Consider the following 19,890-nt stretch of genomic DNA (forward strand, 5'->3'; position numbering starts at 1 on the left):
AAAATATGAACAGAAAATATCCAAAGCTAGTAAGTTTATTAGGAACAACTGTATTAACAATGTCATTATTATCAGCATGTGGTCAGGGTACAAAAGACGTTACAGTTAAAGAAGACTCATCCAAAAAAGAAGAAGTGAAAACAACTAAAAAAGAAGTAAAACCAAAACAATCTAAATTAGGTTCAAGAACGAATCCAGTTCCTTTTAAGAAAACTGCTACAGTAGATGACGAGTTATATAATGACAATGGAGATTCATTTCCAATAAAGTTTGACTTAACAGTAGAAGAAGTAATTCGTGGAAATGCTGCATTCGCTAAATTAAAAAGTATGAACGAATTTAATGATCCTGCACCAGAAGGATATGAATGGATTTTAACAAAAGTAAAAGTTAAATTTGTAAAATCAGCTACTGAAGATTTAGCATTTAATATTGATGGAATTATGAACTTTAAAGTAGTAAGTGAAAGCGGAGATATTTATAGCGGAGATATTTATGGCACAACAGAACCCGATTTTAGCTATGAAATGTATGTAGGTAATGAAAAAGAAGGCTACATTGCTAATTTAGTAAAAACTGGCGAAAAAGCTCAATTACGATATGAAGAGTTCATTGGAGGTCAAGTATTCTTTAATCTACAATAACTCCAATATTAAATTAATAACGTTATATATTGAGAACGAAATAAAATACTTTTTTAGAAATGTGTACAGAGAAATCTGTACACATTTTTAAAAGCAATTTGGAAAAAATTGTAGTAACATTAAAGGTATTTTAAAAATAAGGGAGGGGAACTATCATCCTTCGCCAATTAATTATGTAGATGGGTATTGGGAGGAAGGATTTGATAAAGTAAGCTTTGATTTTAAAGGTAACAAGATCGAAGTAATAAAACAATAGGGCTGAATCTATCAATCCAGGTTAGTTAGTGAAAGGAACTTTTCCCTAATTTTCTTTTATTAATGTCCCAAATGAGTAGGCTTCAAAATTAATATTTCCAATTGTAAAAAGGCAAGTATATAGTCTTGTACCACTGCCTAAAAAGAGAATAACCATTCACGGTTATTCTCTTTTTAATCACTCAGCTTAATCAGTTGACTTAATTTCAACCCAAACTATTTCTTTTGATACAATACTATATACTACTTTGAAGATTATTTTCTGATTTTTATCATAGTAACTATGATACTTAAGTTCTTGTCCTCTATCTTCCCAAGCTTCATAGTAATTATTCTTAAGTAATTCAGTAATATCACTGATATATTTTAAAATAGATTTACCATTTATAATTACCTTGTTTTCACTATAAAAGCCAAATAAATAGGTTACTTGATTTTTTTTATTTATATCGATTACTAAATTTTCAAAGCAATATTTTGCATTCTCTTCTGAAAATCGATTACTTTTAACATACCCACTTAGATCTACATCGCTGATATTATCGTATATTTTTATATTGTTTATTGTAATTAAATCTAAGGATGTGCTTTTTGGATTTTTTTCACTATTACATCCCAACAAAATTAAGATACTACTTAGAGATATAAATATAAATAACTTTTTCATTTTCCACCTCGATAACATGCCTTTTATCTGAGGTATAGCTAGGAGAATTTACCTTAACCGTCCCACTGAGATTTTATATAGAGATAATGACCATTTCAGGCTAACTTTCAATTAATCTATAAAAAAATTTCTCAATTAGTATCTCTATAAAATAATATTAACAGAGTGTAATCTATATTTTTTACCTAAAATATTACAAAAATATGAATGTTTTACCATTATTATAAAATGTGAATAAACGAAAGACCTACTCGGATTTTGAGTAGCTTTATTAAAGTTAGTAAATAATCCCTAAATAAATGTGGTACATTTTAACTAAAATAACAGCATTTTCTATGTTAAAATGATAAATAGATTAAGATAAATGTGAAATACATCTTTGTTTCTTAACAAACTATTAAACATATTTATTGGAAATTTTATTAATTAAAAAAAGAATGGAGTTATTAAAGATGAAAAAACTTGTTATTGGTATTCTTACAATTGGACTTATTCAAAGTTATTCAATTATTTCAACTGATGATGCTAGTGCAGCTGTGAAAACATTTAAAAACTGTACTGAATTGAACAAGACATACAAGGGTGGAGTTTCCCGTAGTTCATCCGTTAAAAATAAAGGCGGTAAGACTAAATATAAACCGTATGCATCAAAAGCTCTATATGACGCTAATAAAAAAATGGATCGTGATAAAGATTTAATAGCGTGTGAAAGATAAGTTTAAGTAGTAAAAAATGTTAGTTCTCAAGAAGGAACTAACAACCTGAGACTGAAGGCAAACCTGATTTTTATCGAGTTTGTCTACAGTGATCAATACTATGTTAAAGTAAAAATGCAGTCTTCAAATTTTGAGGACTGCATTTTTTTTATTTCCAAAATCTTCAAATATTTGTCACATTGATGATGAGTTTAATAGAATCTAGTATGTTAATATTTTCACAAGTTAGTAAATTTTACTAAAAATTATACTAATATTTACTTACATATTAATAAGGAGTGATTATCTTGAAAAATTTATTGTTCTAGATTTACATTATTTTCACTAGCCATAGAAACAACATCTGGTAGTTTATTTGGGGTACTAGAAGAAAATATTGGATAAAACATAGGTGGTGTCTCGGAAGGTCTCAAAACAAGAATCTTAAATACGGTAAAAAATCCATTCACTCGCTTGAAGAAATAGGAGAAGCGTTCACGTATCTTGAAAAAGAGAGAAATGAAAAATTGACTTTCATAATATATAAAGAGAAAGTAGTATTCTAACTAACTATTAAGTCAAGGGGATATATTATGGGCATTTCAAGTGTAAAAGTTTATGTTAACTTTTTCACAAGTTAGTGAGTTTTACTGTAAATTCTATATAACTATTTTATTACTAATTAATTAATCCTGATGATTATAAAAATATTAGCAATTCTAGGAGTTACATTATTTTACAAGCACTTAAAGCCAAATGACAGTACTCTATCCTAAATTGCCACTATAAAAGCCTTGTGCACAATTTTAGAAAGGATAATATAATAATGAAAACAGTACTAGTTGAAGCAAAAATTATATTAAGTTTGATTACAATTATTTTTTGTTTAAGTATTTGGTGTCCAAATGAAGGAGCAGCATCTTTTAGTTATAAACCGGGTGATATCTTAGTAACTGATGATGCAGGTGTTAAAGGATTAGTTGGACATTCAGGTATAGTAATTAATGCAACACAACTTTTACACATTCAAGGTCCAGGCTATTATCCAAAAGTGATTAATATATCAACATGGACTAAAAATTATAAAACAACCTATGTAGCACGACATCATAATGCAGCTGTGGGTTCAAATGCAGCTCAAAAGGCAATAAGGTATTTTAAAGATAAAAAAATTGCTTATAAAATTACTACAAATCCAACAGATATTGATCCATATACATATTGTAGTGAAATAGTCTGGTATTCCTATTGGAAAGCTGGGCTAGAATATAAAATTCCTGAAAGTAGTCCTAATGGTAGAGTTTGGAAACGTCCTGGTATAATTAAACCGTATGATTTTAAAAATTCATTTATTTCAGGTTATAATGGATTTAGCCTTGTATATTCTATTAAATAAAAAGAGAGCAAAGTATTGATGCTCTTTATTATCTAAGTGGATCTAATATTATTTTATTTTTTTTACGATCTTTATAATAACCATAATATTCATTATCGCCTTTTATTTTCACACGAACTGACCATTTTCGATCACCTGATGATTTAATCCAATCAAAAACTGGATGAAGTTCTTCTATCTCCTGTTTTTTTATACCTTTTTCCTTTATAAGATATTCCTCAACTGCATTTTTTGTTAAATGCAGTTTTATTTTTACATAAGTGTACGAAGTGATTATTAATACAGTAGCTATTAATAAAGGAATCATTATCGTTTTTTTCTTTTTCATAATATATTCTCCTCTATAAAAGATAAGTTAATTTTAACTAAAAATTCATTATTTAGTTATCTTATATTGTGAATAAACTATGAAATTTCATAATAGTATTTAGTTACTATGTAAAGATATTGTTTTAATAGCTATTGGTTTATCGCTTTTATAGGTTACTAGATTAAGTAGGTTATATAGCAAATCACTCAAAAGAGATCGGTGTAGGACATGTAGACGTACCGTAGAATTATAAATAATCTATCACTAGATGAATAAATAAAATTAAATTGTGTTTAAATGCATGGCATGATGTGGAAAATTGCATCAAAAAAATCCGGCCCAATAAATGAACCAGATTTCTCAAGACTGCTTTATTTCCAATCTACGCGCAACCAACGATAAAACATAATTAACAATAAAATACATCAACGAAACCATCACCATAACAGGGATCACATAGGATTCCTTCTGCGCATAAATAATCTGTCCATTATGCAATAAATCCGGCAGTGCAATAACAACAGCTAAACATGTATCTTTTAGTAAAGAAATAAATTGACTAACAATCGGCGGTACCATTCTTCTCAATGCTTGAGGCATGACAATATAACGTAATGTCTGAGTGTAATTGAGGCCGGACGCACGAGCTGCTTCAATCTGTCCTTTTTCGATTGAGTTTAATCCACTTCGAATAATTTCCGAAATCATAGCTGATTCAAAAACCGTTAATGCTGCGATGGTAGCTGTCGTTATTTTCATTTCAATCCCGATTTCTGGTAGGGCAAAATACGTAAAGAAAATAATCAGTAGTAAAGGTAGGTTCCGTATAATCTCAACAATCGCGGTTAGTAATTGAGTAACAACAGGGATTTTCGTATATCTAAGCGTACCAATTAGTCCACCAATAATAAAACTTAGGACAATTGAAATGGCAGCGACCTTAAGGGTGACCCAAAATCCTTCTAGTAAAAACTTGATATGATCTAGTGTATATACATCAGCGAACGGCTGCAGAAAATCCATTCATCCACCTCCTTAATTACTTCTTGCCAAGCGTTTTTCTAAATATCCCACACCAATACTTAAAGGAATCGTTAAGACTAAGTAGAATAAGGCTACGAAAATATAAGTATCAAACGTTACGTAAGTCATTGCAGAAATTAGATCGCCTTGATACATTAAATCTCCACCAGCTACGACTGCTAATAATGATGAATTTTTTACTAAATTTAGAAATTGGTTGCCAAGAGGAGGGATGACGATTTTAATCGCCTGGGGAAGAATAATTAATCTCATTGCCTGTCCGTAACTTAAACCTGTCGAGCGGGCGGCTTCCATTTGTCCTTTTGGAACAGAGAGGATACCGGCACGGATTGCTTCGGCAATGAAGGCTGCTGTGTAGATGGTTAATCCAATCGTTCCTGCAACCATCCCACTAAAGCTTCCAGCTAAGTAAGTGAAAAACACAACAACTAGTACAGGGATGTTACGGATAAATTCAACATAGATCGAACCTAGCCAGTTAAGCGGTTTAATTGGAGCAATTCGCATAACAGCAATAATTGTTCCTAAAATAAAGCTACATAATAAAGCGATTAAACTAGTTAAAATGGTGACTCTTAATCCTTCTAAAAAATACTCCATATGATCTGTCAGTATCGAGAAATCAATCAAAGGATTTCCTCCTAATTATCAGGAAAAGCAGGCCCGTAAAATTACGGACTCTGCAGATCCTAACGATAATATCAATCATTATTTTTTAATCCATTTATTTTTAATTTCATCGTATTTACCTGAATCTTTCAGACTTTTTAATGCTTTATTCAATGCGTCGACAAGATCTTTATTGCCTTTTTTAACAGCGATTCCATAAGGTTCTTGGGTAAAAGTACCACCTACTAATTCAAATGAAGGATCTTCTTCTTTCATACCATAAAGGATTGAATCATCAGTCGTTAGGGCATCACCTTTACCTGCTTTTAAGGCTGTAAAAGCTTCAGCATAGTTTTCGAATTCAAGTACTGTTGTATCAGGAGCTTTCTGACGAATATTTACTGCAGAAGTGGACCCTTTAACAGCAAGTACTTTTGTACCTTTTTTCAAGTCAGCAAGTCCATGAACTTTACTGCCTTTTTTAACAAGCAAAGATTGTCCGGCATTAAAGTAAACATCAGTAAAATCTACTTCTTTTTTACGTTCTTCATTAATGGTCATTGTTGCGACTACCGCATCAACTTTCCCATTATTTAAGAGACCAACCCTAGTTTTTGACGTAACCTCTATGTACTCAGGTTTAACATCATTGCCAAACATTTCTTTAGCAAGTGCTTTGGAAAGGTCAATATCAAATCCTTCTACTTTACCTGTTGATGGATTTTTCAATCCAAATAAACGAGTGTCATATTTTACGCCAAATACGATTTTCTTACTATCTTTAATACGTGCAAGAGCATCTTTGCTTTTTGAATCATCCTTACCACCACAACCTGCAAGAACTAAGGCGGCTGTAGTTGAAACTAAAGCCATTTTCATGAATTTTTTTAGAAACATTCCATTACCTCCTATTAATGATTTAATATACGACTGAGAAATAAGCGAGCCCGTTCTTCACGCGGGTTCTCATAAAACTCAGCCGGAGTTGCTTCCTCTAATATGCGACCCTCGTCCATAAAGACGATTCGGTCGGCAACCTCTCTGGCAAATCCCATTTCATGAGTCACGACAACCATCGTCATGCCTTCCCTAGCAAGAGTCTTCATAACATCGAGCACTTCACCAATCATTTCAGGATCAAGTGCTGAAGTAGGTTCATCAAAAAGCATAATATCCGGTTTCATCGCAAGACCGCGAGCTATTGCTACACGCTGTTGCTGACCACCAGAAAGCTGGGAAGGGTAAGATTTCGCCTTCTCTAAAATGCCTACCTTTTCAAGAAAATGTTTGGCTGTTTCATCAGCAACTTCTCTAGATTGGCCCAACGCTTTCATAGGAGCTAGAGTGATATTTTCAAGCACAGTTTTGTGCGGATACAAATAAAAATGCTGAAAAACCATTCCAATATTGCGTCTTAACTTATTGAGATCTGTTTTTTTATCCCCAACAGAAATCCCACTAACAGTAAGTGTCCCGTCATTAATAGTTTCCAGATGATTAATACAACGCAACAAAGTACTCTTACCAGAACCAGACGGCCCAATCACAACAACAACTTCACCTTTATTAATTGTGAGATTAATATCTTTCAAGACTTGAAAATCGCCATAAAACTTATTTACATGTTTAAATTCAATCATTCCTTACCTCCTGTACAATTTTATTGGTATATGTGAAATGGAGAATTTTGGGAATCAATATTTAATGTGTATGCTTGTTTACTTTTTGATATCACGCTTATTTCGTTTTTAGTCTTTTTGGACGAGGACTTTTGCACTAGATACATAAAAGAAAAAGAATGAGTATTATTTGATGTAGATAATTGGAAGTGCCGTTAATATAAAAGCTAAAAAAGTGAGACAATATAATTTTTTAAATAGAAATAACTCGAAAAATTTACTAAAAGTTCAATGTTTTATCATAGATACCATAATTATCTATAAATTATTATGTTAAGATTTTCACATACAGTCACTTGCAGCTACCGTGAAATCGGGAGGCGTATAGATTGGTAAGGGGCTTTCAAAATCAGAGGCGTATCGAGGGTAAAATCTAAAGCTACGTGGTTTATCTCGAAAAATCAGATTAAGAGTGTTGCTGCTTCAGCTAATTTTATTATCACGATCATCCGGCAAAGCGTTCTCCAAATGTGCACGCTTTCTATGGATCACTGGTTAAATAGAAAAGGAGGATCTATTCATGACACAATATCATTATATTTCTTCACCAATGCGACTGAAAGAAGGTTCCTTTGGTAAAAATCCTATTTCTCCTAATGTTTATGCAAATGAACTAGATTTTACACATCTATATATTGAAAGGAATTATGATCTAGAGGAAAAAAGGATTTTTAGTTTCTCTAAACACTTCCAATTTAAGCATCAAGTATGGATGATGTCTCAACAAGTTCCAATGAAAGGAGAAAAACGGATTTCTCCAGAAGGTGATAAATGTTTGAAGATTTTATATGAATACATTAAAGAGGCTGTTAATGAGAGTGGCGTAATAGAATATTTCGCTTCATGGAATTCAGAAGAAGACTTACCAATTAGCCATAAACGCGAAATTACACTAACAGATTTAAAATCTCCAAGAGACTTAATAATAGCCCAAAGGGAGTTTGTTACAATTTATAAGGACTACGATGATGGAATAATATCAAACGAATAAAATGCATCTCCACCTTAAAAAGTACCCTATAGAGTAGACAGCTAATACAAGCTACTCTATAGGGTACTTTTCTAGTAATAATAGACTAGTATTTTTTAACCATAAATTTTACCAATTAATTATGTTAAAATTAAAATTAGATTAATTTACATATTAAGTACATCCTATGAATTTTACTAATAATCGGAGGAATTTATGGAAAACCGAGAACGTTTCTATAAACTAATGAAACTACTAGAAAGTAAGACAGATATTAATCGTGAGTTTACGTTTGATGAAATAAAAAAGAGATTAGCAGCAGGGGAAGAGGACTTTTCGTATAGTAAAAATACATTTTTAAAAGATATATCAGTATTAGTAGATGTTGGTTTTGATGTGATTGAAAACGCTTCAGATGGTAAGGCAACTACATATAGTCACCAAGAAAGACTGTTTGAATTGCATGAACTCCGTTTATTAGTAGATGCTGTTACAGCTTCAAGATTTTTAAATAAACAAGAAACCAAAAAGATTATTGATAAACTAAAAAACCTTACAAGTGAAAACGAAGCCAAAAAGCTTCACAATGGGATTATCCCAGATACAGCCATAAAAAGTGAAAGTAACCGAATTCACTTCTCCATCGATCAAATCCATCAAGCCATTGCTGAGAAAAAATTACTGACATTTCAATATGGCCGATACAATTTTAAGAAACAATTTGAATTAAGCCATGATGGAAAAGAGTACTCTGTAAAGCCACTTGCAGTAATTTGGTCAAATGACTATTATTACTTAATTACAAAAAGCCTACCTGACGATCAACTTAGACATTTCCGTGTAGACCGAATGCGAGAAGTTAAGAGAACGGAAGAAAAATTCCCAGATGATCGTTTTAATGTAGATGAATACTTGAGTACGGTTTTTAATATGTTTGCTGGTGAACCTGATTACGTAAAAATTAAGTTCAAAAGAGGATTATTAAATGTCGTACTTGATCGTTTTGGATTAAAAGCTGATATTCAGCAAGTGGATGAGGAGCATTTCATCTTAACGACAAAAGCTGCAATTAGTGATGGATTGATTACTTGGATTTTGACTTGGGGAAAGGATGCTCAGGTAATAAGTCCGCCATCAGTGATTGATAAAGTACAGGAGCAAATTTTGGAAATGAGTAAGTTGTATAGTATGAATTTGCAAAAATAAGTTTTACTAAAAAGAGTATCTTTAGAGGATGCTCTTTTTTCATTAAAAACCTTCATATTAATTTCAAAATTACTTTAATTAAAATGCATTTAAGTATGTTAACATTTTCACAAGTGGAGCTATTTTAAATATGATGTGAGGTTTGAGAATGATGCTAAAGGTAATTTTCTACTCTTTTATTTCAATTGTAGGGATCGGCTTAATAATGTATTTATACATAATGTTTTTTCTACGAACCCCAGATACAAAGATTAAAATAGAGAGGAATGAAATAAGTAATAAATTAAATACTAACCAAACAATTCTTATTCCTTCTGGATTGGAAGTGAAAAATGTTTATCTAATAGATGATGGTTTCATTTCACCATATATTGAATTGCATCTTTCAAATAGAATTAATATAAGTATTCATTCATCAAATAGCTTAGCTTACGAAGGTGGGGAAAAGGCTAGAACTAAAATTATAAACACTCATAAAATTAGAGAATATCAAACGAAAGATAGAAGAGTAATCTATATTTTTAAAGATGGCCAACTTAATTATTTTTATGAATTCTATGAAACTTATAGGGAAAGTATTGATAAGTATTTATTAAAAAAATCCGATTGATTGAGTACTTTAAAAAACAAAAACCAAGGAATTAATCCTTGGCTCAATGTTTAGATTAATGTCTTACAACTTTTAAGGTAGTCGCTTGACTAGTATTACCAGCAGCATCCTTTGCAGTTACAGCAATAGTAATACCTTTTTTCTGTGCTTTGATCTTAACTGTAAAGTTTCCGTTTGAATTAGCTTTGGCAGTACCTAGGACTTTACTTCCAACTTTCACGGTTACAGTTGAGTTGGCTTCTGCTTTTCCAGTTACTTTCAAGTCGTTATCATCTACTTTATTAACCTTTGGCTTACTTGGTGCAATAACATCTACAACTGTTACAGTTGTTGCTACACTTACATTACCTGCAGCATCTTTAGCGGTTACAGTCAGCTTTGTTCCTGCACTTTGAACGGCAATAGGTACTGAATAGTTTCCAGACGAATTAGCTTTAGCGGAACCCAGTACTGTAGAACCTCTTTTAACAGTAACAGTAGAATTAGCCTCTGCCTTTCCAGTCACAACTTTGTCATTATTATCAACTTTATTTACGATTGGCTTAGCTGGTGCGATAACATCAACAACTTTTGTAGTTGATGCTGCACTAGTATTACCTGCAGCATCTTTTGCAAAGACACTTAAAGTAACTCCTGCTGCTTGTTTTTTTATTGTTACAGAATAAGTTCCTTTTGATGATGTTTTAGCAGTACCTAATTGATTACTACCAGCTTTAACAGTAATAGTAGAATTTGCTTCTGCTTTACCTGTCACAACTATATCATTATTATCAACTTTATTTACGGTCGGTTTATTTGGCGCAACATTGTCCTCGAAACCAGTTATGATAGCATATAAGTCATTTTCGGTATTATTGTCAATATCGTCTGCATTATCATAATCCATAACTCCTACATAATAAGTGCCAGCTTTAGCTTGATATGCTTGATACTCAGTGCCGTCATCGTCATACTCCGAACCTAAGTATACTAATTTATTACTCTTTGCATAATCTTTTTCTACAGCTGCAAATAAAAGATCAATATTAATAGAGTTAGTTGCCCCAGCTACAAATAAAAGTCCATCAGTCGGTACGACTACTTTATGTAAATCTACATCATATAAAGGAAGTAACTGCCCAATCAAGATTTTGTCATATGAAGTATTATCTGCATAAGGAAAATCATCATTATATTCCGTCTCATAAATAAAATCATCATCTGCACTAGTGACATTACCTTTATTCATGGTCCCCGTTTTATTAAAGCTTTTTACTGAAAAGGATCGAGCAGATTTTACTTCTTTTCCAAGCTGATTAAACGTGTGAAAATCTATAATTCCTTTTTGAAGAGGTTTTTTAACCTGATGTTCAATCATCTTCTTTGATAAATCGTAGCCGTTTCCTTCTGCCTTAACAGTTCCTAAAGACAATGGTGAAACTAATAATCCTAAAGTAACCAATGATAAGATTTTTTTATTAAGCACCAAATCACCCCTGTTGTTTATTATTAAGAACACTGAGGTCTCTAATGCTACTATAAAAAATCAGGCATAACCATGGGCTTCAATACACATTTATTTTTCGACAAATAGAAAGACTATAGGCTTGTTTAATGAAATTCTAATCATCGAATATAAAAATAATTAAGCTAAATAAGACTATATATAGCGATTTCAAGTAAATTTTACTTAAATGAATCAATATAATTTTTTAAGTAATTGGGACTAATTTGGTAAATTATCAAACTATTATCATATACGATTGAAAGACCATTCTTCCAGAAAAAGATAGTAAGTTTGGGCAGGTTTGTCCATTGTCTTCTAGTAATTCATTCAGTATAATTTGAATTGTTGGATTAATTAGAAAATAAAAAATTAAGTGGATGAACGCTTTAAAGAGTGATCAATTTGGTCACTTTTTTTATGAAAATAGGGAAGCAGGGACAGCATGAATTTTACTTTTAATTACGAAGAAAATGATGTATACCGTTTTAACTTTGATATGCACAGCTCGAACTCAAAAGGGAAAGGCTATTTACAGCAACGATCTGGTGCTTCTCTCTACTTTTTCGGTTTGCTCTGTTTGTACGCATATGTGTTAGACGTCAAGATTATGAATTATCTTTGGCTAATAATCGTATTAGCTGTAGTGCACTTTTTTTTCACTCCGTACGATCAAAAGCAACGAATTAAAAGAAGTGTAGCTTCGTTTACAAAAGATCCTAGAAATAAGAAGCTATTTGGAGAGACTGAAATCGTTTTAGATCAAAAAGGATTACTTGAAAAAACGCCGATCGAAGAGACTTTTATCAAGTGGGAGCACATACTTGAAGTGAAAGAAGCAGACTATGCATATTATTTCTTTTATGCATCAAATCGGGCCTTTGTACTCCCAAAAAACGCAGTATCGAATAGTGAAGGATTAAAAGCGTTTCTTGATTCCGTTTCAGTACCATTGGTTAAAATGTAGAAGATATGAAAAAGTGACTAGTAAAAAGTCACTTTTTTTATTATGCAAAACATTTTCATCAGAGAGTAGTCCGGTAAGTGATTAAAAAATGAATTAAGATATAATTGTCCATAGAAAAATAAGAAAGAGGAAATGAGAACATGTACATTCAATTAACAAAAAAACTTTCAGATGAAATGAAAATAAAAGTAGAGAAACCAGATTTATCAAATGAGAATCAACTTTTTTGCTGGCATGCTAATATCTTTAAAATTGGCCGTAAAAAATGTGTATTGGTAATGAATAATGTAACTAGATATTGTTTTGTTATGTATGGTCTATTAAAAAAGGATTTTACAAATTTTGAAGAGTTAATGAAGAGAAGTATTGTGACAAATTTTCTGGCAAATGAATTTGATGTGGAGAAAGTTGATCAATATATGAAACAACTAGGTGAAATTCAATACACTGCGACAAGCGATCGAAGTATTATTTCGCAAATGAATGATATGATTTATCTTGCTGAATCTTATGTTTACCACAGGGTAGAGGAAGATGAAATAATTAGTTTGCTTCACTTAAATCTTGATCTTAATGACACGCCTTTATACAAGTTACGTTCTTATCCGAACAAATTGATGAGAGAAGCATTGGATGAGTTTTTTCATCAAATGAAGTAATCTTATGGAACCTTCAAATGTAGTGATTAATTGATATCAATAATTAAGGGGAAGCATTAATCATAATTCGTTTTTCTTTAATGCATTTTTAAATTCTTTTAAAATTTCCTTGTTTGGAAGTCTATCATTTTTACCTTTAATTTTTACATTACTTTTTAACGGAACGATAATTCTATATCGTTCTTTTTCTTTTTTATTACTTGTTGCAAACACATATGAATTTTCAGTAGTTTAAAAATCATCTTCTGAGTCCATCTTTCTTATAAAAGAGATTATGACTAATTGTTACAATTTAAGGAACAAACGTTAATAATTAGTCCATCTTCATACATTTTTCAAATATAGAACATTTTACCAGTACATTAATATGTTAATATAATCACAAAATAGAACGTTTTCTCGGGGATGGGTTAAATTTGAAAAGTTTCTACTATCTTATTTTTAGTTACTCAATTTTCATTTTAAATGTCACTTTTAATGGATTCAATAACTTCAATCTATTTTTAAGTTTAAATTGTATAAGTATTTTATTAAGCCTGCTGAGTTTTCTGATTTCAATTATTCCATCAGATAAGAGATGGAAAGAGAAAATCAACATTGGACTAAGTTTGAGTTTAATTTTAGTATCTTCACTTTGGATTAACTTAGTTTATGTTGGAATTTAAATGTTCTAGAGTTATTTGATTAGTAATTTGAAGAAAAAGGTGAGGATAATGGGGAGCTTTTTTAGAGTAATATTATTTCTTATTTTAACTTTTATTGCGATTGTTTTTTTGTTGATTTTCTTTTTAAAACCAGGACCCAAAAACGAAATTAGCGGATCTTCAAAAAGTTATGATTCACATGAGACACTTAAGGAGGATAAGGTTGGTGCAAGTAGATCCAATATAATAAAAGAACCTGTACTAGAGGCAGCATTGTTTTTCAATTTATAAAAACAATTGATTCTAAATGCGTTTCCAGGAGGAAATATGGGTAAAGAATTTGAAAATTTAGGACACGATAGGATGTTTAAAAACCTCCTCCATCTGTTTTTGGAAGAATATTTACAATGTTTTTATCCAGATTTTAATTTTAAAATTGATTGGAGCAGACACGTTAGATTGCTATCCGAGGGAACGGACATACCTAAACTCAATATAAAGGAAAATGAACCGAGATTTGTTGATGTTCTTTTTGAAGTCTATTTAAAAGATGAGGAAAAGAAGACTTTACTTCACTTCGAGAACCAGTCTTATTCTCAAAAAAAATTTCAGAGGAGAGTATATGAGTACAATTGTTTAATTAGAAGTAATCACCCTGATTGTTCAGTGTATTCATTTGCTATTTGTTTCAATTCATACCCTCGCACGGGAGTTAGAAATAGGTATGAATACAATTCAGTTGATGGATTAGAAAAAAACGTCTTTACATTTAATGAAGTTCATCTTAAAAATTTCTACTGGCGAGACTCAAGTATTAATCATCATCCCATTATTTGGGCTTTAGCTCCTTTAATGTATAGAGACAACTCAGAGGATGATTACGAAATCTTAGTTTCATGTCTTCAAAAGGTTATAGAATCGTATGGTTTTTTAGGCACTGATAAAGCAAATATGATAACATTATTCCTAGATTATTACTTCCAACCTGATGATAAAATTTTAGAAAAAATAATTAATGAATTAAATGAATATATTTTGGAAGGGGACGAAGAAATTATGACTTCAATTGCAACCAATATTCAACAAATTAGTCAAGTAAGAGCTAAATCAACAATGTTAAAGAATGCTATTCAATTTAGGTTTTTCGATGGAAAAGCTATTCCACAATACACATTAAATCTAATTGAATCAATAGAAGACGGAAAAAAACAGGAAAGAGTTATCGGAGAAATAATGAGTATTAAAGATAACGATCCTGAAATTATTTCAAAACTAAATACTTATTTACAGCGAGGTACATTATAAACAAAAAGGAACCAAGTTAGGTTCCTATTATCTATTCTATCGATTTTAATTCTATTTTTAGTTTTCTTGCTAGGTCGATAATAGTTTGTGTGTTAATTTTTCTACCTAAATGGTTCGATGTAATCGCCAGTTCATTATCATAAGCTTCCAAAAGGCTAATGAATCTTTCGTAATGGTTTAAGATAGAATTTATTTTGTAGTCATAATCTTCCTTTAATTCTTTATTTTGTTCATCTAACTTTTCTTTTAGCAACAATTCAATCGTACCCTCATCAGAGTTTAAAGCTATATATAACGTATTTACGAATTCATTTGATAAAGGGTAATCATTTGGAAAAACGATAGTATTGCTTTTTCTAAATTGATTTACTAATTCAAGCAATTTTATATTATTCGGATAACGTTTTGATATTTCTTTCAGTAGATATTGTTTTTTCGATTCGAAATTAATTATTGGAAAATCTTTTAACATATTCGTTAGTTCTCCCATGAATACCACCACCTTAAGAAATAATTCTTTTTTGAAATTAGAAATTCCTTTTGTAACCTTTCTCCATTAATCTACTTAATTCTACAAATGGTTTTTTGTTGCTTGTCTATTCATCATACGGGTAGCGTCTAAATAAATCCTATTTTTTTACTTCCTTGGAACTTTATTATTTTTAGTCCAGAAGAAAGTCGAAGAGGCATTACAAATTTGGAGCAATTTTATTGTGATTCATCATCAAGAAAGTTACTTGTAAATTTAAAACATACTTACTTTAACATTCACTAAAAAGAGTGTTATTTTTTTAGAAAATAAAAAAGAGCACCCCTGGAAAGCGCTCTTAGAAAACTCACTTCTTACAATCATAAGCAACCAAAGTAATATCCAATTCTTCTTCCAAATTCTCAATCTTACTCTTCGCATCACTAGTTAAATCTGCAATAAAAAAGTCATTGTTATTTAAATCTTTATTTTCATTACTCATTTCAAAAATCCCCTTTACCAAAATTTTACCTTTTCATTATTCCCTGCGGTAAAAAAACTATCCTAGATATAATTGGACAATTAAATAAAACTTTATTACGTAAAAAGGCAATAAGACGGATAACTTACTTTAGTAATTCATATTTGTTAAACTATTTATATTATTTAAACAATTTAGTGGGAATAATAGGTTTACAGAAGGGGTTGGATGTATGGATAAGGATACGGATACGGTATTTGCAATTGGAGATATACACGGCAGTATAAATGAATTAGAAAAATTACTTAAACAATGGAATCCAGATCATGAAAGGCTAGTGTTACTAGGAGATTTAGTAGATCGTGGTGAGAATCCATACGAGGTTTTGATAAGAGCGGAGCAATTAGAAAAAGAATTCGGAGCGGTTGTTATACTAGGAAATCATGAGCAAATGTTATTGGACTGGCTTGAGCAACCTGAGTTTAAACAAGCGTATTATTACGGACAGGGTGGTTTAGAAACCATTAATTCATTTTTTAAATTTGAAATTACAAATAAAAGAGGTCCCAATGAAGTAGCGCAATTAATGAAAGAGCAATTTGAATCTGAACTACAATTTATTAAATCTAGACCATTGTATTTTGAGTGGGAAAATTATGTATTCGTTCATGCTGGAGTCGACCTTAATCTTGAAGATTGGAAAGAAACGACTGACAAGGAATTTTACTGGATTCGCGAAGCGTTCCACTACGGTAAAAATGAAACAAATAAAACATTTATTTTCGGTCATACCCCAACATCAATCCTTCACAAAACTGAAGGGAAATTCGATATTTGGTATTCACCTTGTAAAACGAAGATCTGTATTGATGGGGCAGCTGCATATGGTGGGATATTACATGGGATTAAGGTAAATAAAGATGGAATCATCTCAACTCATTCGATTTCTTCTAAAACAAAGTCTACAAAGTATGAAATATAATTTTTTTAAAACTTGAGAACTTCAGTAATTATGTTTAGTAGAAAAGGAACATATAATAATCATTTGGTTGATGCTATCTATTGAATATTTCTTCCTGATTCTTGATTATCAATCTAATAGCCTGGTCAAATTAGTTGAAGTAAATGGAGTTGCCAAATTAACAAAATAGCTACTATTATATGTTTTTGGACTATTATGATAAAATTAATCGAGTTCAAGTTCATTTTGAGGTAAATGATCATTTGAATAGGAAGAAGAGCTATCTAATATGAGCTCTGACCTTTAATATTTCAGAGGTTGACTTTCCGACTACAAGAGAAGCCACCATTGGCTAAGGAGGAATTGATAATGACGAAACTAGACCTACTGAAAGATTTTATTCTTAACAAAGAATTAGACATCAAAGTATCTAAACCTACAGAGAATTATACATATTTTTCATATAATGGATTTGATGCGGGTACAGTCAATAATACTGGCACATACAGAATTTCTGTAGCTCGTGGAACAAGGGTAGAACGTCTATTCCGTAAACGTAAATACAAAATGAAGGTTTCTAAAGAAAATAACAACAATCTAGTCGCAATCTTTGAACTAGATAGTACTGAAGATTTTGTACAAGTTAAAACGTTACTTCTAAATATGGATAAATTAGCTAGCAACGGACTTCATGAAGAATTGAGCCGTACAGTAAATTAAAAGATAAAGCTAACTGTGAACGTTGGTTAAATAATATAATCGAACCCACCAATAGATGGTGGGTTTGTTTCATCTGTTCACATTAATTGCAGTATTAAAGATGATTATTATGGGATGTCGATCGTCTCAAATGCGCTTTTATTATTATTTCCATCAGTTGTATAAATCCGAATGGTTTTCCCCTTGATTTCCGATTAATCAAACGGCATTTCTTCTGATTGATCCTCTGATACAACTCCATTCTGATCTGATCTTTTAACAGCCATGTATGAGTCATCAATTGCTTCGAAATGAATTTGTTTAACGCTCGGATCGCCTAATCGAGCATATTGAATGCTAGCCGATTCATTATTTATTGTATATGATACATCCTTGACTCCTTTTGGTTTGCTTGTAATGTTTGTCGTCCGAAAAAGCAATCGTTTTTGAATCTATGGTTTCATTAAGACTTGATGTAATCCGAACCTCTGCGATATACGCTTTATTTGGCGATAACCTGTCGTAGGTAGAAAGAAAGAATGAATCATTTTACTATGAACAAAGAATATAACCTTTCTTTGTTCATAGATTTCCATCCTTTTTGTTATCTACTAAAATGTCAGTATAGTTCAATAAGAAGTATGAAGTAATAGGATATTTTTGGTAAAATATTTAAAAACGTTTTTTATTAGCGAGGGGAAAGAAATGTTAATACAAAAGGTCGACGAAGATGTGTCGTTAAGAATGTTGAATATTAATGATGTTGAAGAATTTTATAATTTAACGATCAGTTCAAAGGCTTACTTAAAAGAATGGCTTGGTTGGTTAGATTTCATTGAAAGTGTAGAAGATACTGCTCAAAATATTAATGCAAGGTTGAAATCATTTGCTGAAAATGGTGGAATACCTAGGTCATTCGCTATTATTTATAAAGGGAAAATTGCAGGTACAATTGGTTTTAACGACATTAATAAGTTAAATAAAATTGGAACAATTGGCTATTGGTTAGGGGAGCACTTCCAAGGTAAAGGAATTATGTCAAAAGCATTTAAATCTTTAATTGATTATGGATTTAAAAATCTTGGACTGAATAAAATTGAAGTTAGTGTCGCTGTTGAAAATAACAAAAGTAGAGCACTTCCTGAAAGATTTGGATTCGTTGAAGAAGGTAAAATCAGGCAAGCAGAGTGGTTGTATGACCATTATGTAGACCATATTATTTACGGTCTATTAGTAAACGAGTGGTATTAAATTATTCAACTAAAGCAGTACATTAGCTAAACAAAAAATAAGAGGATAATCATTATTCGATCATTCTCTATTTCAATTTATGGTTGATTAGTTGAACAAAGGATTTATTATTTCTGGTAAAATAAGGATAATTAATGATGTATTCAAGTAGGAGACGAACTATGAAAGATAATGAAATATATGTTTATCACATTGTTACTAGAAAAAAAATGATCCTTGGGCAGATAATTGAATTCAACAGTGAACAGAAAAATACCTTATATAGCTTCTTTTTTGAAATGGAGCAATTAAATACTAAAGGTGAAGATTTCATACAGATTTTTTACAGACATTTTACTGAAACAGGTTTAAAACTGGATGCAGAAAACGCTGAAGTTGCTAAGAAGTATGTAGGTCAAACAACTAGGGCAATTAGAGAAGTAATTTTAGAAATGGTTAGACTACAAGAATATCCAGAATATCCGTCTAGACTGTCTTGCTTATACGCTGCCAAAAATTACGAAGATGCTTTAAAATGGAAGGGAATATTTGATTCGTTCAATAGAAAAGTTTTACAAATCGTTAAACTAAGCGTTAATGGGAGTTCCTTTGAAGGGGATGGAAATCTTTTACCAAAGGAAGATGGGGTACCATTTGCTCGGAAAATTGAACAAGCTAGAGAATATTGGAAGGGGAATGTTACTAATGACCTTCCTGAGCTATTAATTAATGGGAAAATTAAAGTAGTAGAAATAATTGATGATTTCGAAGTTTAATTGTTCTACTTTAATATAGATTTCTTATTCAACTAAATCAGGGAGTAAGTTGACGACCATATTATTAATAAACAAAATTATTTACTTAAGAGTGCAAGTATGTTTTTAGAATTAAAAATATAGTTAAAGAA

Annotated in this window: 23 protein-coding genes; 13 read left to right on the forward strand and 10 right to left on the reverse strand. The window is 31.1% G+C overall.

The genetic code is table 11. The features are described 5' to 3' along the window. The first annotated feature begins 5 nt into the window (after positions 1-5). A complete protein-coding gene (locus tag ACFWM3_RS19345) occupies positions 6-644 on the forward strand; it encodes a hypothetical protein (protein WP_390312555.1) in 639 nt (212 codons plus the stop codon). Between the two features lie 442 nt (positions 645-1,086). Here the strand turns inward: ACFWM3_RS19345 and ACFWM3_RS19350 are convergent, their stop codons facing one another. After that, entirely contained in the window at positions 1,087-1,566 is a 480-nt protein-coding gene (locus ACFWM3_RS19350) for a hypothetical protein (RefSeq protein WP_390312556.1), read from the reverse strand. 452 nt (positions 1,567-2,018) lie between these two features. Between ACFWM3_RS19350 and ACFWM3_RS19355 the strand changes: the two genes are divergently transcribed. Both ACFWM3_RS19355 and ACFWM3_RS19360 read left to right on the forward strand, forming a co-directional pair. Next, the gene (locus ACFWM3_RS19355; protein ID WP_390312558.1) at positions 2,019-2,282 is read left to right on the forward strand and encodes an excalibur calcium-binding domain-containing protein; all 264 of its coding nucleotides are present in this window, start codon (positions 2,019-2,021) and stop codon (positions 2,280-2,282) included. A gap of 805 nt (positions 2,283-3,087) precedes the next feature. Next, the gene (locus ACFWM3_RS19360) at positions 3,088-3,657 is read left to right on the forward strand and encodes a hypothetical protein (RefSeq protein ID WP_390312559.1); all 570 of its coding nucleotides are present in this window, start codon (positions 3,088-3,090) and stop codon (positions 3,655-3,657) included. A gap of 28 nt (positions 3,658-3,685) precedes the next feature. On the opposite strand, the gene ACFWM3_RS19365 is transcribed toward ACFWM3_RS19360, so the two are convergent. The 5 genes from ACFWM3_RS19365 to ACFWM3_RS19385 form a co-directional block, all read right to left on the reverse strand. Further along, positions 3,686-3,985, reverse strand: a complete 300-nt coding sequence (locus ACFWM3_RS19365) for a plasmid partition family protein (RefSeq protein WP_390312561.1) — start codon at positions 3,983-3,985, stop codon at positions 3,686-3,688. Positions 3,986-4,327: 342 nt separating this feature from the next. After that, positions 4,328-4,990 (reverse strand): amino acid ABC transporter permease, encoded by a 663-nt coding sequence (locus ACFWM3_RS19370; protein WP_390312562.1) that lies wholly within the window; start codon positions 4,988-4,990, stop codon positions 4,328-4,330. Between the two features lie 12 nt (positions 4,991-5,002). Then, on the reverse strand, positions 5,003-5,641 hold the full coding sequence (locus tag ACFWM3_RS19375; RefSeq protein ID WP_390312564.1) for an amino acid ABC transporter permease: 639 nt from the start codon (positions 5,639-5,641) through the stop codon (positions 5,003-5,005). A gap of 78 nt (positions 5,642-5,719) precedes the next feature. Further along, positions 5,720-6,517 carry a transporter substrate-binding domain-containing protein gene (locus ACFWM3_RS19380; protein ID WP_390312565.1) on the reverse strand — a complete coding sequence of 266 codons (798 nt, stop codon included), beginning with the start codon at positions 6,515-6,517 and terminating at the stop codon, positions 5,720-5,722. 14 nt (positions 6,518-6,531) lie between these two features. Then, positions 6,532-7,260 (reverse strand): amino acid ABC transporter ATP-binding protein, encoded by a 729-nt coding sequence (locus tag ACFWM3_RS19385; protein ID WP_390312566.1) that lies wholly within the window; start codon positions 7,258-7,260, stop codon positions 6,532-6,534. A gap of 559 nt (positions 7,261-7,819) precedes the next feature. On the opposite strand from ACFWM3_RS19385, the gene ACFWM3_RS19390 reads away from it, so the two are divergent. From ACFWM3_RS19390 to ACFWM3_RS19400, 3 genes are all read left to right on the forward strand, one after another. Next, on the forward strand, positions 7,820-8,290 hold the full coding sequence (locus ACFWM3_RS19390) for a hypothetical protein (protein WP_390312568.1): 471 nt from the start codon (positions 7,820-7,822) through the stop codon (positions 8,288-8,290). Positions 8,291-8,485: 195 nt separating this feature from the next. Continuing rightward, a complete protein-coding gene (locus ACFWM3_RS19395) occupies positions 8,486-9,475 on the forward strand; it encodes a helix-turn-helix transcriptional regulator (RefSeq protein WP_390312569.1) in 990 nt (329 codons plus the stop codon). A 148-nt stretch (positions 9,476-9,623) separates the two neighbouring features. Next, a complete protein-coding gene (locus tag ACFWM3_RS19400) occupies positions 9,624-10,085 on the forward strand; it encodes a hypothetical protein (RefSeq protein ID WP_390312570.1) in 462 nt (153 codons plus the stop codon). 55 nt (positions 10,086-10,140) lie between these two features. Here ACFWM3_RS19400 and ACFWM3_RS19405 read toward each other — a convergent pair whose 3' ends face one another. Continuing rightward, positions 10,141-11,550, reverse strand: coding sequence for an Ig-like domain-containing protein (locus ACFWM3_RS19405; RefSeq protein ID WP_390312572.1), 1,410 nt, complete (start codon positions 11,548-11,550; stop codon positions 10,141-10,143). Positions 11,551-12,013: 463 nt separating this feature from the next. Here ACFWM3_RS19405 and ACFWM3_RS19410 point away from each other — a divergent pair, with 463 nt between their 5' ends. The 3 genes from ACFWM3_RS19410 to ACFWM3_RS19420 all read left to right on the forward strand — a co-directional run bounded on the left by ACFWM3_RS19410 (position 12,014) and on the right by ACFWM3_RS19420 (position 15,143). Further along, positions 12,014-12,535 carry a YcxB family protein gene (locus ACFWM3_RS19410; RefSeq protein WP_390312573.1) on the forward strand — a complete coding sequence of 174 codons (522 nt, stop codon included), beginning with the start codon at positions 12,014-12,016 and terminating at the stop codon, positions 12,533-12,535. 140 nt (positions 12,536-12,675) lie between these two features. Further along, positions 12,676-13,194 carry a DUF6933 domain-containing protein gene (locus ACFWM3_RS19415; RefSeq protein ID WP_390312574.1) on the forward strand — a complete coding sequence of 173 codons (519 nt, stop codon included), beginning with the start codon at positions 12,676-12,678 and terminating at the stop codon, positions 13,192-13,194. Between the two features lie 971 nt (positions 13,195-14,165). Beyond that, the gene (locus tag ACFWM3_RS19420) at positions 14,166-15,143 is read left to right on the forward strand and encodes an RpnC/YadD family protein (RefSeq protein WP_390312575.1); all 978 of its coding nucleotides are present in this window, start codon (positions 14,166-14,168) and stop codon (positions 15,141-15,143) included. Between the two features lie 31 nt (positions 15,144-15,174). On the opposite strand, the gene ACFWM3_RS19425 is transcribed toward ACFWM3_RS19420, so the two are convergent. Next, positions 15,175-15,633: a hypothetical protein gene (locus ACFWM3_RS19425; RefSeq protein ID WP_056475737.1), complete on the reverse strand. Its 459-nt coding sequence runs from the start codon at positions 15,631-15,633 to the stop codon at positions 15,175-15,177. A 346-nt stretch (positions 15,634-15,979) separates the two neighbouring features. Further along, entirely contained in the window at positions 15,980-16,114 is a 135-nt protein-coding gene (locus tag ACFWM3_RS19430; protein WP_286131769.1) for a hypothetical protein, read from the reverse strand. A gap of 211 nt (positions 16,115-16,325) precedes the next feature. Between ACFWM3_RS19430 and ACFWM3_RS19435 the strand changes: the two genes are divergently transcribed. Beyond that, positions 16,326-17,075 (forward strand): metallophosphoesterase family protein, encoded by a 750-nt coding sequence (locus tag ACFWM3_RS19435; protein ID WP_390312576.1) that lies wholly within the window; start codon positions 16,326-16,328, stop codon positions 17,073-17,075. 348 nt (positions 17,076-17,423) lie between these two features. Next, positions 17,424-17,774: a hypothetical protein gene (locus ACFWM3_RS19440; RefSeq protein ID WP_390312577.1), complete on the forward strand. Its 351-nt coding sequence runs from the start codon at positions 17,424-17,426 to the stop codon at positions 17,772-17,774. A 194-nt stretch (positions 17,775-17,968) separates the two neighbouring features. Here the strand turns inward: ACFWM3_RS19440 and ACFWM3_RS19445 are convergent, their stop codons facing one another. Next, entirely contained in the window at positions 17,969-18,193 is a 225-nt protein-coding gene (locus ACFWM3_RS19445) for a hypothetical protein (protein WP_390312579.1), read from the reverse strand. Positions 18,194-18,458: 265 nt separating this feature from the next. On the opposite strand from ACFWM3_RS19445, the gene ACFWM3_RS19450 reads away from it, so the two are divergent. Continuing rightward, positions 18,459-19,004 carry a GNAT family N-acetyltransferase gene (locus tag ACFWM3_RS19450; RefSeq protein WP_390312581.1) on the forward strand — a complete coding sequence of 182 codons (546 nt, stop codon included), beginning with the start codon at positions 18,459-18,461 and terminating at the stop codon, positions 19,002-19,004. Between the two features lie 161 nt (positions 19,005-19,165). Then, positions 19,166-19,759, forward strand: coding sequence for a DUF2441 domain-containing protein (locus ACFWM3_RS19455; protein ID WP_390312583.1), 594 nt, complete (start codon positions 19,166-19,168; stop codon positions 19,757-19,759). Positions 19,760-19,890: the final 131 nt, after the last annotated feature.

This window comes from Gottfriedia sp. NPDC058432 (assembly GCF_042721555.1).
GTDB lineage: Bacteria > Bacillota > Bacilli > Bacillales > Bacillaceae_G > Gottfriedia.

What these genes read in the sequence shown, in the direction of transcription:
- ACFWM3_RS19420 (WP_390312575.1), top strand. Translation starts at nt 14,166, where the DNA reads ATGGGTAAAGAATTTGAAAATTTAGGACACGATAGGATGTTTAAAAAC.
- ACFWM3_RS19380 (WP_390312565.1), bottom strand. Translation starts at nt 6,517, where the DNA reads ATGTTTCTAAAAAAATTCATGAAAATGGCTTTAGTTTCAACTACAGCC.
- ACFWM3_RS19365 (WP_390312561.1), bottom strand. Translation starts at nt 3,985, where the DNA reads ATGAAAAAGAAAAAAACGATAATGATTCCTTTATTAATAGCTACTGTA.
- ACFWM3_RS19370 (WP_390312562.1), bottom strand. Translation starts at nt 4,990, where the DNA reads ATGGATTTTCTGCAGCCGTTCGCTGATGTATATACACTAGATCATATC.
- ACFWM3_RS19435 (WP_390312576.1), top strand. Translation starts at nt 16,326, where the DNA reads ATGGATAAGGATACGGATACGGTATTTGCAATTGGAGATATACACGGC.
- ACFWM3_RS19440 (WP_390312577.1), top strand. Translation starts at nt 17,424, where the DNA reads ATGACGAAACTAGACCTACTGAAAGATTTTATTCTTAACAAAGAATTA.
- ACFWM3_RS19430 (WP_286131769.1), bottom strand. Translation starts at nt 16,114, where the DNA reads ATGAGTAATGAAAATAAAGATTTAAATAACAATGACTTTTTTATTGCA.
- ACFWM3_RS19390 (WP_390312568.1), top strand. Translation starts at nt 7,820, where the DNA reads ATGACACAATATCATTATATTTCTTCACCAATGCGACTGAAAGAAGGT.
- ACFWM3_RS19385 (WP_390312566.1), bottom strand. Translation starts at nt 7,260, where the DNA reads ATGATTGAATTTAAACATGTAAATAAGTTTTATGGCGATTTTCAAGTC.
- ACFWM3_RS19400 (WP_390312570.1), top strand. Translation starts at nt 9,624, where the DNA reads ATGATGCTAAAGGTAATTTTCTACTCTTTTATTTCAATTGTAGGGATC.
- ACFWM3_RS19455 (WP_390312583.1), top strand. Translation starts at nt 19,166, where the DNA reads ATGAAAGATAATGAAATATATGTTTATCACATTGTTACTAGAAAAAAA.
- ACFWM3_RS19345 (WP_390312555.1), top strand. Translation starts at nt 6, where the DNA reads ATGAACAGAAAATATCCAAAGCTAGTAAGTTTATTAGGAACAACTGTA.
- ACFWM3_RS19410 (WP_390312573.1), top strand. Translation starts at nt 12,014, where the DNA reads ATGAATTTTACTTTTAATTACGAAGAAAATGATGTATACCGTTTTAAC.
- ACFWM3_RS19425 (WP_056475737.1), bottom strand. Translation starts at nt 15,633, where the DNA reads ATGGGAGAACTAACGAATATGTTAAAAGATTTTCCAATAATTAATTTC.
- ACFWM3_RS19395 (WP_390312569.1), top strand. Translation starts at nt 8,486, where the DNA reads ATGGAAAACCGAGAACGTTTCTATAAACTAATGAAACTACTAGAAAGT.
- ACFWM3_RS19360 (WP_390312559.1), top strand. Translation starts at nt 3,088, where the DNA reads ATGAAAACAGTACTAGTTGAAGCAAAAATTATATTAAGTTTGATTACA.
- ACFWM3_RS19355 (WP_390312558.1), top strand. Translation starts at nt 2,019, where the DNA reads ATGAAAAAACTTGTTATTGGTATTCTTACAATTGGACTTATTCAAAGT.
- ACFWM3_RS19350 (WP_390312556.1), bottom strand. Translation starts at nt 1,566, where the DNA reads ATGAAAAAGTTATTTATATTTATATCTCTAAGTAGTATCTTAATTTTG.
- ACFWM3_RS19450 (WP_390312581.1), top strand. Translation starts at nt 18,459, where the DNA reads ATGTTAATACAAAAGGTCGACGAAGATGTGTCGTTAAGAATGTTGAAT.
- ACFWM3_RS19415 (WP_390312574.1), top strand. Translation starts at nt 12,676, where the DNA reads ATGTACATTCAATTAACAAAAAAACTTTCAGATGAAATGAAAATAAAA.